The following is a 12885-nucleotide window of genomic DNA, read 5'->3' on the forward strand; positions in this document are numbered from 1 at the left end:
AGAGCGGGCTGCTTTTTTATTTTGGTTACTTTGTTGACAGGGAAACAAAATTGCGATATTGTTGACAAGGAAACAAACGAGAACTTCTGAGAGAGGAGAATAAAATGACAAAAAACAATATAAAGGAACCGGGATTACCCCGAGAAATCCTCATGGCTGCCTGGGCTATTGCACTGGGAGCTATTGCCCCAATGCTTGACTCCACGATGGTGAACATCGCCATCGACAAACTCAATAAGGATTTCAACACGACTTTGGATACCGTTCAATGGTCCGTAACAGGTTATGTGTTAGCCCTTGCGATTGCAGTTCCCGTATCCGGCTGGCTGATGAACAAATATAACGGTAAGAAAATATACATCGGGGCGGTGATCGCCTTTGGGATCATTTCTGTTCTAGCAGGAATCAGCTGGGATATTTCCAGCTTCATCTTCTTCCGCTTGCTCCAAGGATTCAGCGCCGGGATCATTACCACGATCATGTCAACTCTTTTGGTTAAAACAGCGGGTCCTGAAAATGTAGGGAAAGTGATGGCCATCGTCAGCACGCCTATGATTCTCGGACCGATCTTAGGTCCTGTCATCGGTGGCTTCATCGTTCAAGGCGCATCATGGCATTGGATATTCTTCATCAACGTGTTCATCGTTCTGATCGCTGCACCGCTGATGATGAAAAAGATTCCGGACTTTGAACCGTTCAACAAAGACGGTAAACTCGATGTGTTTGGGATTATTGATTTGTCCTTCATGAGTGCGGCATTGATTTACGGAATTACGAAAGCGGCGGACCATGCATCCTTTACCAATCGCGAAACCATTCTATGGGTGGGTATCGGCCTCGCTTTAGCCCTTATTTACTTCGTATACAATCGGATCAGAAAAAATCAAACCGTGCTGCCCATGGATTTGTTTGCGCACAAGAGCTTCGCAGCAGCAAGCATCGGTTTGTTTTTAGCGAATATTGCCGTCATGGGGCCAATGCTAATCCTGCCGTTGTTCTTTCAAAACCTCCGTCATTTCACGGCAATCGAAGCAGCGCTTGCGTTAATTCCTCAAGGCGTCGGAATGCTCGTTACTCGGCCGATGATCGGAAAAATGATCGATAAGATCGGCGCGAAATACGTCGTTATGGCCAGCCTTGTTCTTTCCCTTATCGGATCGATCCCGCTCATCTTTATCACCGATAAAACAAGCATGATTTGGATTTCCATCGTATTGTTCATCCGCGGCACCAGTTTTGGAGGAATTATGCTCCCGCTCACCAGTGACGCTTATACGGGACTTGACAGCAAACAACTTCCGGAAGCGGGTGTCGGGATCAATATGATTGAAAACGTCGGTTCCAGCTTTGGTTCAGCGGTGATCGCAACCGTTGTCGCAGCTGCCGTACAAGGAATGCGACCCACGATTTCCAATGACTTAAAAGGTTACCATGCCGGATTTTTCGTGTCCGCCGTTGTCCTTGCGGTCATCTTCATTCCAAGTCTATTCCTCACGCATAAAAAGAGCGCATCATAAAAAACGGAGCTTGAACAACAAGTTGCCGCATGAAGAGCCGACCATTAAAAATTTTTAGAGAACCCTTGCAATCGATTGGGAACCCCGATTGTTGCAGCGGTTCTTTTTTGTTTTGATAGATGGGTTTGGAATTGAACGCAAAACACTCTATCACGCTATCGTCGCAGGCTTATATACTAAAAAAAGTGACGTTCAAGCCTGTGCCGGAACCTACTAGGGTGCCACTGTTTAGAATTGACATATCGTTTTGGAACTGTTTTGAAACCGAAGAACACCATGGAGGAATGACAAATGCGCAAAAAATGGTTTTACAGGCTGCTGCTATCGTACCTGCCGATCTTTCTGGCGATCACTTCTTTGCTGTGGTTTATCTCGGCCATGGCAATGAGCGAAATATCCAAGAAAGCGTCGGAGAGAGCCAATGACGCATCAGCCGCACATGCGATGGATTTGCTCGATGCATCGCTGAAATCGATTGATGCCGCCGTGTTGAAGGAACTTGGAAAAAGCGGGGCGCTTGCCCAGTTTTTTTACCTGCCGGAAGAAGGCACGACGTTTAATACGCTGTACCAGCCTTCGAATATGCTGCGGAGCCTGATGACCGGCATCCAAAGTATCCGCATCGATTCCATCTATTTATACCGCCAGCGGGACGGCGCCGTGTTATCTGCGGATTCCTTGCTTCCGATAGACCAAAGCGGGGACCGCGAATTTATCCAAGGGCTGCTTGACGAGCCGGACGGCCCGGCGAAAGTTTGGTCCGATGTGAGGAGCTATCGGGAGTTTCGAGGGGAAGGGAACCCGGCGGACGTCGTGTCGTTAGTTCGTCAGGTCCCGGTCATCAGCGGCGGAGAAGGGTTTATCGTCGTTAATATCCGGACGAGCTCCATATCCCAGCTGATCGAGAATGTGATGGGTTCGGAATATACCAGCATCGGGCTTCGCGACGAGAAGGGCAAGTATCTGTTCAAGGAGCATGATGAAGCTTCCCCCCAAACCTTTTTCGACAATCCAAAGACGGCCCGCGTACGTTCCGAGTATACAGGTTGGGAGCTGCAATCCGGCATAAAGTATACGGGCATTTTCAATTTAATTACGGGATTTGCAGAAATACTGCTCACGGTTGGAGGATTGGCGATCATGATCGGGATTATCGGAATCGTGCTCGTAACAAGGCGAAATTACAATCCGATCCAATCGATTCTCATGAGAATCCAGCATGCGTCGCGAGGGAAAATGCTGGACTTGCTCCCCCAATCGGGCAAGGATGAGTTCAAGTTTATCGAAAACGCTGTGGACAATCTGATGGAACAGTCGATCCGGTACGAGGAGCGCCAGCGGCAGGATCTTGTTTACCGCCGTCAATTTTTCTTTGAGGAATTAATGGAGGGCAACCGGATCATCGAGGAGCGGGAATGGAGCGAACAGATGGCGCTGCTTGAGCTTCCTGCGGACTGCGCAGCATTCCAGGTCATTGTCCTGGAGCTCGACCATTATGGACGGTTTGCGGCGGAATATTCCAAGCGGGATCAATATTTGTTGAAATTCGTGCTAAGCAGCATCGTCCGGGAGCTTTCTTCCGATGGCGAAGCAAACATTTGGACCGAATGGCTGAATCCAAGGCAAATGACCGTATTGTATCAATATCGTCGCAACCCGGCGACGGAGTACGACATCTTGCACGCGTCCAGGAAATGGCTGGATTGGATCGCCGGCAATCTGAAATTTACCGTCACCGTCGGCGTAGGCGGAAGAGTAAAGCCGCCTGCGAACATTCCGGAATCCTACCGGCAAGCCCTCGAAGCTTTAAGATACAAGACCGTGCTCGGGACAGGGCGAACGATCGCTTATGAAGAGATCGAAGGGATGAATCCGGGGGAAATCTTTTCCCATCTTCAAACGATCCGCTCCCTGGCCCAGAAATTCAGAATGGGAAATGCGGAGTGGCTGGACGATTTTGAACGCCTGTTTGAAGAGCTCCGGGCCATGCTGCTCTCGCGCGAAGAACTTGAAAATGTAGGAGGTTATCTGATTTACCACTTGCAGCGTGAAACAGGAGGGCTTACGGCCGATGTGCGGGAGCTTTGGGAAGAGGGGGCGGCGGACCGGCTTCATGAATGTTTGGAACAATTCGATACGGCGGAAGAACTTTATGTTCAATTGCGCGAATGTTTGGCGGATACGGCGGAACGATTGAAGCGGCTACGCGAAGGGAAGCGCAACCATCTTCAAATTCGTGAAATCAAAACCTACATCGACCAGCATTACGGCAATCCGGATTTGTCGTTGACCTACCTAAGCGATACGTTTGGGCTGAATCCGAAATATATTAGTCAACTGTTCAAAGAGGAGTACGGGGTGAATTTTGTGGACTATTTGACGCAAGTTCGGATGGAGCACGCCAAGCAAATGCTGGTGGACACCGACCTGGCTATCAAGGATATTGCCGTTCATTCAGGGTATTTGCATGCATTTTCCTTCATCCGTGTCTTCAAAAAAATGACGGGGTTAACGCCGGGCGATTTCAGGAAAAACAGCCGGTAATTCAAGGGTTTTCGCCGGAAAAACCGAGCATTGTGCATGGAAGGAAAACTGTTTATTGAATTGGGCTTAGGCGCTGCATTATCGTAAAGGCACTCCGGATCAAGCCGGGAGAAGAAAGGGGGGAGAGCATGAAGGCAATCAAAACAGATACCGTGGTGATCCGGCCGCGGAGAGCGCATGGAAATGGGGGGGATAGAAAGAAAAAATTAAAAATGAATGAAGCCGGCAGCCGCCGCAAACGTTTCAAGAGCAATATTCCGCTCTTCATCTTGTTTATTCCGATCATCGTATTTTTCATCGTGTTCAAGTATTTTCCTATGGTCGGACTTGTGATCGCTTTCAAAAATTACAATTTTTCGGGCGGCATATGGGGGAGCGAATGGGTCGGGCTGGAGAATTTTCGGATGCTTTTTTCCAATCCGCAGACGCTATCGATCATTAGAAATACGGTGGTGTTAAGCTGTTTGGGACTGATCATCGGATTTCCGTTTCCTATTTTGCTTGCCATCTTGATGAATGACGTTCGCAGAATGTGGTTCAAGCGGACCGTGCAGACGCTCGTTTATTTGCCCCATTTCCTGTCGTGGGTCGTTTTGGGCGGGATGGTGCTGACGATTTTTTCGATTGAAACGGGAATTGTCAATCATTTGCTGCAGGCCTGGTTCGGTTTTTCCTATCCGTTTCTGTACAAAGAAGGTTCGTGGATTGCGATTTTTATCGGGTCCGGCATTTGGAAAGAAGCGGGATGGGGGGCCATCATTTATTTGGCGGCTTTATCCGGAATCGACCCTAGCCTTTACGAGGCCGCCAGCATCGACGGCGCAGGCAAATGGAAGAAAATTTTAAATGTGACGCTGCCCGGTATATTGCCCACGATCGTCATGATGTTTATTTTAAATATCGGCCACGTCATGGAAGTGGGATTCGACCAGGTGTTTATGCTGAAAAACTCGGTTGTCTCCAACATTTCCGAAGTGATCAGCACCTATATTTACCGGATTGGCTTAAAGGGTGCGCAATTTTCGCTGTCGACGGCAATGGGATTGTTTGAATCGATCATCGGCCTGATTCTGGTCGTTACCGCCAATCGGATCGCCAGAAAATTCGGCCAAGGACTTTGGTAAGGAGGGATGCTTGGGATGAGGGATACGCTTGGCGAGAAAGTATTTTACCTGTTTAATTACGCGCTTCTTTCACTGTTTGGCCTGCTTTGCCTCCTGCCGATTTTGAACATCGTATCCGTGTCATTCAGCGATTCGCATGCTGTCGCTTCGGGGAGAGTTTCGTTATGGCCTTCGGGTTTTTCGCTGGATTCCTACAAGGCGTTGTTCGTTGGAACCGGCATCGTCCGCGCGCTGATCAACAACGTGGAGATTACGGTCGTCGGCGTTGCGCTTAGCATGATTGCCACGATCATGGCTGCTTATCCGCTGTCCCGAAGCTATTTCTACGGACGCCGGTTTTTCACGCTGGCCATCGTATTTACGATGTTGTTCGGGGGCGGGCTTATTCCTTCGTATCTGGTGATCCAAGCGCTGGGACTTATAGATCATTACAGCGCCCTATGGCTGCCCGGTTTGGTGAGCGCTTTCAACATGCTTGTGCTCAAAACTCATTTTGAAAATCTTCCGGCCGAGATGGAGGAGGCGGCAAGAATCGACGGGTGCAATGAATGGCGCTTGATCGGTCAAATTTTTCTGCCGCTGTCGATGCCCGTTATTGCCGCGCTTACCCTTTTTTATGCGGTGGGATACTGGAATTCATTTATGAACGTTTTGATTTATATCAACAGTCCGGAAAAACATAATTTAACGGTGTTGGTCCAGCAAATGATCTACAGCCAGTCATTGCTGTCGGAAATCAACAACGTTCAGCCGGATGAAATCCAGCAGTTGACGCCGGATGGGGTAAAATCGGCCGGGATCGTAGTCATGATCGCTCCGCTTTTGGCCGTTTATCCGTTCCTGCAAAAGTATTTCGTTAAGGGCGTCATGATCGGCGCGATTAAAGGATAATAAAAAGTCGACATTTATGGGGGTAAATATGATCACGACGAAAAAAATGGGAACCTTCATCGCGATTGCGGCACTTTTGTCGCTGACTTTGGCAGGCTGCGCCAAGGGAGGAAATCAGGGGGACGGCAGCACTACGGATGGCAAACCGTCCATCTCCTCCGCGATCTATGATCGGGGAAGCGTTCCGCCAAGCGAAGGGACCGTCGAGAAAAACCGCTGGACGAAATGGATCAACGAAAACGGGCCGGTTAACGTTACGTTTACGGCGATTCCCCGCTGGGAGTCGGGAGAAAAGTACAACACATTGTTTGCTTCAAAAACGGCGCCCGATCTTATTTTCGAATACGACTCGGGTCTTCGGGACCAACTGTACAACCAGAAGCAGCTGATGCCGATCGACGACATGATCGAAAAATACAGCACCGATTACAAGCAGCTGCTCGAACAAAACCCGCTCTTAAAAAAGCTCGCCATAAAATCGGACGGCAAAATGTACGAGTTTGGGCATATCAACGGACTGGCAACCAACCATGTGCTTTACATCCGGGAGGATTGGCTTAAAAAGCTGCATTTGGACGTTCCGAAGACGACCGAAGATCTGTATCAGGTGGCCAAAGCATTTACGGAGCAGGACCCGGACGGCAACGGGAAAAAGGATACTTACGGATACAGCCTTAGTTTTGTAACGGCCAATATTACGGATAAGATCTTCCAAAACGTAGGCTGGGTCATTGAGGACGGAAAGCTGATTCACGATTGGGACCGGCAGAAAGCTGCAACGATATTCAAGAAGAGACTGTACGATGAAGGTTTGGTCGACAAGGACTTTCTGGCCGACAAAAACGGGGAAAAAGCGAGACAAGACTTCATCAACGGGAAGCTCGGCATGTTCGGCATGAACAACGGTGCGGATGCCCCGGGCCTGCAGCTGCTGGAAGCATTGCGCAAAAACGATCCGAATGCAGTCATCCGAGCCATACCGCTCCCTAAAAGCGAATTCGGCCAATTCAGTCCGGCGGTTCAAAATCCGATCCAAATGACAGCGGCCGTCAATGCCAGAGCCAAAAATCCGGAAGCCGTCATGAAGTATGTCGATTTCCTTGTGAAAAAGGATACTCAAAAGACGCTGCGCTACGGAATTGAAGGCGAGCATTGGAAGGAGGCCGGCGGCGGCTGTCCGGCTGTCATCGATAAAGAAAAAAACGATAAAGAGCTCAGTTACAATATCGACTATCAAATGCTGACCAACAAAACGGATTTCGGAAAATGCGGAACGTTTGCGAGCACGCTCGATCCCTCGAAACCGCTGGAGAAGGAATTTTTAGGCATCATCGATCAAGCCAAGGAGGCTTACCTGGATCCTTCCCGGCCCCTGGCGTCGATCGCGTCGGATGAGCATATGCCTTCTCCGCCGCAGAACATCCAGTTGATCCAATCGAACGCAGGCCAACCTATGGGAGATATTATCAACAAGGTCGTGGTCAGCGGTTCCTCGTATTCGGTGGACCAGGCCATGAAGGACATCAAATCCGTATGGGATAAAGCGGGTGGTCAGCAAGTAGACGAATGGTATGCCAAATGGTACGACGAAAATAAGGATAAAGCGTTTTTAACGCCGGACATGTATAAGATTGAAATAAATCAGTAGACCATATGCACTTTACCTACTGTAATTGAAGTGAATACAGTTTAATGATGGATTCCGCATGATGGATTCCGTATGATGAATTCCGCATGATGGCGGCCCGCAAGGTCATCGCTTGAACTGGAAGGCGGTTTCTTGCGGGTTTTGCCCCAACATCGGATCGCTGCTTCTCCTGGATGCAAAATTGTGCGAAGCCGCTTGCGAATAACCGGGAAAAAGTTCATGAAATGCTTGTCTGACAAGGACTAGTGGTTTTTTTGTCATTTTCCCCGCATATACTTGTTATGAACAGGCCCGCATAGGAAGCATCGCTCAGCCTAAAGTTGAAAAGGAGGGGGAAGCATGCCAGGGGAATCGTCATTTTGGATGTTTGACTTCTTCGGTAAAGTCATGCCGATCTTTTTTGTTGCCATTATCGGTATCATCGCTGTGTCTGCCGGCAGAGGATTGCTGCAGTGGGGGCGGAACAACAAGCAGCCTGTTCTCACGGTCGACTCCCGGATCGTCAGCAAGCGGACCGAAGTCCATCAACGCCATACGCATGAACCGAATGATCAGATGACCAGCCATACGAATACGGTCTATTATATTACGTTCGAAGTGGACAGCGGAGACCGGATGGAGTTTCCCGTCAGCGGCAAAGAGTTCGGCTTGTGCGCGGAAGGGGATTCGGGAAGGCTTACGTTTCAAGGCACGAGGTACAAAGGCTTTGAACGGCGCATGCGGTTTGCCGGAGAAGCCGAAGCGGGGGCGCGATATCGGAATTATGAGCGGTTGTAATACGGAAATGACGCGTGCCGAATGAAAGGGACTGCATCTGTTTGGGGATGCGGTCCTTTGCGTTTTGCGAATGTTTCTTGAAACGCGGCTCCGGTGAAAGTAAAGTAGAGGCATCAGGTTAGGCAAGTACCAAGGAGGAATAACACATGTCATTTGAAAATCTTGTCGTGGTTGTGACCGGGGCGGCCCAAGGCATCGGGTACGGCGTGGCGAAGGCTTTTGCGGAAAAAGGATCAAAGCTCGTCCTGGCGGATTTGAACGGGGATCAAGGCGCAGCAGCGGCGGCGGCCATTCGGCATGAAGGCAGACAAGCTATTTTTGTCCCTTGCGACGTACGAAAAGAGGAAGACATAAAGCGGCTTATGAAAGCCGCGGAAGAAGAATACGGCAGAATCGACGCGCTGATCAATAATGCAGGGGTTTCCCGCTGGAAGTCTCCTTTGGAGCTGTCCGTCGAGGAATGGGACGACGTCTTGAATACGAATGCGCGAAGCTGTTTTCTCGCCACCCGGGAAGCGGCCTTTTCGATGAAAAAGCATGGCGTTCCGGGAGCCGTCGTCAACATTGCATCCACGCGCGCGCTGATGTCCGAACCGAACTCGGAAGCGTACGCCGCCTCGAAGGGGGCGATCGTGGCGCTGACCCACGCGATGGCCGTATCGCTCGGCCCGGACCGGATCCGCGTCAATTGCGTCAGTCCGGGATGGATCGAAACGCAGAGCTACGACGCTTTGAAAAAAGCGGATCATGAGCAGCATCCGGCCGGAAGGGTAGGCAAACCGGAGGATATCGCCAAAGCCTGCCTATATTTGGCAGACCCGGACAATTCTTTCGTAACCGGGACTCATTTGGTGATTGATGGGGGAATGACTCGAAAAATGATTTACGAACCGTAACTTTTCTCCTGCGCAGTTGGCCCTAAAGCTTTCCATTTTTTCACTATCGCACGCCGAGCGGACGGACACGCCGTCACCGGCATAGTTCCTTTTATGCAGTTTCGTTTGCCGGACCATAAGGTGAGCCTGTTCCTTTAAGGATTACGGCTCATCTTTTTTTAGGGGATCAATGCTATAATTACTCCGTTTACTACTTGAGGATTGGGGAGTCCTCACATAGGAATGGAGGGAAATTATGATTGTCAAAAATTCTCGATGGCTCGCTGTCCTGCTGATTCTGGCCGCGGTCCTGCTTACAGGATTCGACTCCCCGTCGAAGGGAGTAAAGGCCACTTGGGTTTGGCAGACGGAACTAATCGAGGATGGTGGAGAACATCTGCTGGATTTCGCTCACAAAGAAGGCATCAATCTGATCTATTTGCAAATCAATCGGGATTTGCCTAAAGAGACCTATGAAACGTTCGTGCGGCGCGCACACGAAGGGAATGTCGCCGTTCATGCGCTGGGCGGGGATCCGCGATGGGCGCTGCCGAAATATCTGGACCGCATGCTTGGCCTTGCCGAATGGACGATGGACTATAATGCCGTCGCGCCGCCCGAAAGCCGGTTCGATGGCATCCATCTCGATATAGAACCTTATGTTCTACCCCAGTGGGAAGAGGATCCGAATGCCGTCATTCAAACCTGGGAGAGCAACTTGACCGCTTTTCTGGGCAAAACATCCGGCTCCGGTCTTGAGCTCGGCATCGATATTCCTTTCTGGTTCGACGGTTACAGCTCGTCGGAGGGCGGATCTCTCAACGAATGGCTGATGCGTCAATTCGATCACATCACCGTGCTCGCCTACCGTAATGAAATCGACTCCGATTACGGGATCATCCCGCTGTCCAGAGACGAACTCGATTTGGGCGACAGGCTCGGCAAAAAAGTACTGATCGGCGTGAACACGAAGCAAATGCCGGGGGAGAGCCACACCACGTTCTACGGCCGGAATAAAGAACAGATGAACCAATCGCTTTCGGCGTTATCCGAACAATTGAGCTCGCATTCTTCTTTTTCCGGACTCGTCATACATGACTTCCGCTATTGGGAGAACATGCCCGACGAAGGAGGCAGCGGCGGCGACAATCCGGATCCCGAGCCCGATCCAGGGGACATGGTTCCGGATGCGGAACCGGTCAACCGGGATCAAACGGTACGAGGCACGTATATCTGGGAAGCGAACCAGGTGCTGCAGAACGGACAGGAAATCCTTGACTTTGCCAAGGAGAAAAAGCTCAACTGGCTTTACGTCCGCCTCGATTTGCAGCAGCCGTTCAGCGCGTATCGGACCTTCGTCAAAGAGGCGTCCGCCGCGGGGATTGAAGTCCATGCGATGGGAGGACACCCGGTTTGGGCGCTTCAGGAAAGCAGGCCCAAAATGATGAAGCTCGTCAATTACGTCAAAGACTACAACCGCGCGGTGGACGGGGACGAACGTTTCCACGGCATCCATTTGGATATCGAGCCGTATGTCCTGCCGGAATGGAAAACCGATGACAAGCGGGTCATATCGGAATGGGCATCCAATCTGGATGCGTTCGTCACCGAGCTGAAGAAAGATTCCCATTTGCAAGCCAGCATGGATTTGGCGGTTTGGCTGGATAAATATAAAGCCCCCGGCGAAGACGTTTCGCTTAGCAAATGGATGATTCAGCGCATGGACCATGTGTCGTTGATGGCATTCCGGAATACGGCCGCCGGGTCCAACGGCATCGCCGGCGTCTCCAAAGAAGAAATCGGATTTGCGAACGAATTGGGCAAGCCGATCCTCATTTCGGTGGAGATGAAAGAAAATTATGAGGGCGCCCACATCAGCTTCTTCGAAAAAGGAGCGGAATATATGGAGGGAGAGCTTGCCAAGCTGCCGGAACTGTTCTCGAATTCCCCTTCCTATACCGGCAACGTGGTGCACGCCTACGATTATTGGCGAAATGCCAAGCCATAACCCGTTAAAACGAATTTTTCCGTCAAAGCCTCTGCCCGTGCCTTTAAAGCCGGGAAGAGGCTTTTTAATATATAAGATTTCCATGCCGCTTCGCGGCACCAGACTTAAGGCCGGATCATCTGGGCATTCACACAGAAAGCCTAAAAGGCATAACATAAGGTGTTGGCAATGCGAGTGAGATAAAGGAGCGTGAACGCAAATGGCAGGACTTGAGAAACACTATTTCGGGCGCGGCAATACGGCGGCGGGATTGTATACGCTGTACGATTCCATTTTAAGCGGGTTGGATACGGTATTTGTCATCGACGGGCGGATCGGTCCGGGAACCTCCCAGGTGCTTGGCGAGCTGGCCGAAGCATGGAAAGACAACGGCTGGACGAAGCATTATATACATGAAACGCTGGACAGCAAGCGGCTGGAAGGCATCATTTTGGAGGAAGCGCGGATCGGCATCGTCGACGGAAACGCGTGGAGCGCCGATCCCGTGCTTGAAGGCACGGAAATCCGCGTGATCGACGCTACCGCGGCGCTGCGGGCAGGGCTCTTCGAAGAAGCCGAAGCCGAGGTGAAGGAGAAGGAGCGGGAAATCGCGGACCTGTACCCGAAGGCGTTCGACTCTTTTTTAAGAACGCTGCGCATACACGACGAATGGGAAAAATTTTATATCGATAACCTGGACCGCGACCGCGCCAATCAAATCACGGCCGAATTTGCCGACGAATGCCTGATCCCGTTCCGTTCCAAAAAAGCGAACGTTACCCGCCGGTTCCTCGGCGCGGCGACGTGGCAAGGGGCAATCGACTACGTGCCGAATTTGACGGAAACGCTCCGCACGCGCATCTTCGTGAAGGGACGTCCGGGTTCCGGCAAATCCACCATGTTTAAGAAATTGGCTATAGAAGCGGAAACGCGGGGGATCGACACCGAAATTTACCACTGCGGCTTTGATCCGAACAGCCTGGATATGCTCATTTTTCCGGAGCTCAGCCTGGCCGTTTTCGACAGCACCGCGCCGCATGAGCATTTTCCGAGCCGCGAAGGCGACAGCATTCTCGACGTGTACGAACTGGCCATAAAACCAGGCACGGACGAGGCGTTCGCGGAAGAAATCGCCGAGATCCGGAGCAGATATTCGGCATCCATGAAACATTCGATTTCCATTTTGGCGGACATCAAGCGGATTCGCGACGAAGCATGGGAAGCTTTCGATGCGGCTTTGGATCCGGCTGAGCTTCGCTCGATCGCAAGCCAAATCGTCCGGCAGGTCGATGCGCTGACCAATTCGTCCGTATGATTCGAGCGGACTGCCGTTAATTTTTTGGAGGAAATGCGAACCTATAGGATAGGCGTCTTTTCCCGATGATAACCGGAGAAGGCGCTTGTTCTTCGTTGGCCGATCGGGAATGGAAGGGGAAAATCGTCAGAATTGACTTATCCTTGTCGCAATAAAGTACAAGTTGCAGCGATTTGTTGTCACTCATCTGGGCGAATGCACATACAC

The 12885-nt window shown here is 50.8% G+C and carries 9 protein-coding genes; all 9 read left to right on the forward strand.

Annotated elements, in window-relative coordinates; all coding sequences use genetic code 11:
• Nucleotides 1-104: 104 nt before the first annotated feature.
• Nucleotides 105-1517 carry an MDR family MFS transporter gene (locus RJP21_RS11220; RefSeq protein ID WP_310859330.1) on the forward strand — a complete coding sequence of 471 codons (1413 nt, stop codon included), beginning with the start codon at nucleotides 105-107 and terminating at the stop codon, nucleotides 1515-1517.
• Between the two features lie 291 nt (nucleotides 1518-1808).
• Nucleotides 1809-4061, forward strand: coding sequence for a helix-turn-helix domain-containing protein (locus RJP21_RS11225; RefSeq protein ID WP_310859331.1), 2253 nt, complete (start codon nucleotides 1809-1811; stop codon nucleotides 4059-4061).
• A gap of 128 nt (nucleotides 4062-4189) precedes the next feature.
• On the forward strand, nucleotides 4190-5185 hold the full coding sequence (locus RJP21_RS11230) for an ABC transporter permease (protein WP_397386205.1): 996 nt from the start codon (nucleotides 4190-4192) through the stop codon (nucleotides 5183-5185).
• Nucleotides 5186-5200: 15 nt separating this feature from the next.
• Nucleotides 5201-6076, forward strand: coding sequence for a carbohydrate ABC transporter permease (locus RJP21_RS11235; protein WP_310859332.1), 876 nt, complete (start codon nucleotides 5201-5203; stop codon nucleotides 6074-6076).
• A gap of 28 nt (nucleotides 6077-6104) precedes the next feature.
• Nucleotides 6105-7724, forward strand: a complete 1620-nt coding sequence (locus RJP21_RS11240) for an extracellular solute-binding protein (protein ID WP_310859333.1) — start codon at nucleotides 6105-6107, stop codon at nucleotides 7722-7724.
• A gap of 339 nt (nucleotides 7725-8063) precedes the next feature.
• Complete coding sequence (locus RJP21_RS11245) at nucleotides 8064-8501, forward strand: DUF2500 domain-containing protein (protein ID WP_160044818.1); 438 nt, start codon at nucleotides 8064-8066, stop codon at nucleotides 8499-8501.
• 146 nt (nucleotides 8502-8647) lie between these two features.
• The gene (locus RJP21_RS11250; protein WP_310859334.1) at nucleotides 8648-9397 is read left to right on the forward strand and encodes an SDR family NAD(P)-dependent oxidoreductase; all 750 of its coding nucleotides are present in this window, start codon (nucleotides 8648-8650) and stop codon (nucleotides 9395-9397) included.
• A 235-nt stretch (nucleotides 9398-9632) separates the two neighbouring features.
• On the forward strand, nucleotides 9633-11384 hold the full coding sequence (locus RJP21_RS11255) for a hypothetical protein (RefSeq protein WP_310859335.1): 1752 nt from the start codon (nucleotides 9633-9635) through the stop codon (nucleotides 11382-11384).
• A 199-nt stretch (nucleotides 11385-11583) separates the two neighbouring features.
• On the forward strand, nucleotides 11584-12678 hold the full coding sequence (locus RJP21_RS11260; protein WP_310859336.1) for a hypothetical protein: 1095 nt from the start codon (nucleotides 11584-11586) through the stop codon (nucleotides 12676-12678).
• Nucleotides 12679-12885 lie beyond the last annotated feature (207 nt).

Origin of the sequence: Paenibacillus sp. VCA1 (genome assembly GCF_031583795.1) — a bacterium.
Lineage (GTDB): Bacteria > Bacillota > Bacilli > Paenibacillales > Paenibacillaceae > Paenibacillus_AQ > Paenibacillus_AQ albilobatus.

Excerpts from the sequence above, each read along its gene's own strand:
- RJP21_RS11230 (WP_397386205.1), top strand. The coding sequence starts at position 4,190 with ATGAAGGCAATCAAAACAGATACCGTGGTGATCCGGCCGCGGAGAGCG.
- RJP21_RS11255 (WP_310859335.1), top strand. The coding sequence starts at position 9,633 with ATGATTGTCAAAAATTCTCGATGGCTCGCTGTCCTGCTGATTCTGGCC.
- RJP21_RS11220 (WP_310859330.1), top strand. The coding sequence starts at position 105 with ATGACAAAAAACAATATAAAGGAACCGGGATTACCCCGAGAAATCCTC.
- RJP21_RS11235 (WP_310859332.1), top strand. The coding sequence starts at position 5,201 with ATGAGGGATACGCTTGGCGAGAAAGTATTTTACCTGTTTAATTACGCG.
- RJP21_RS11245 (WP_160044818.1), top strand. The coding sequence starts at position 8,064 with ATGCCAGGGGAATCGTCATTTTGGATGTTTGACTTCTTCGGTAAAGTC.
- RJP21_RS11260 (WP_310859336.1), top strand. The coding sequence starts at position 11,584 with ATGGCAGGACTTGAGAAACACTATTTCGGGCGCGGCAATACGGCGGCG.
- RJP21_RS11240 (WP_310859333.1), top strand. The coding sequence starts at position 6,105 with ATGATCACGACGAAAAAAATGGGAACCTTCATCGCGATTGCGGCACTT.
- RJP21_RS11225 (WP_310859331.1), top strand. The coding sequence starts at position 1,809 with ATGCGCAAAAAATGGTTTTACAGGCTGCTGCTATCGTACCTGCCGATC.
- RJP21_RS11250 (WP_310859334.1), top strand. The coding sequence starts at position 8,648 with ATGTCATTTGAAAATCTTGTCGTGGTTGTGACCGGGGCGGCCCAAGGC.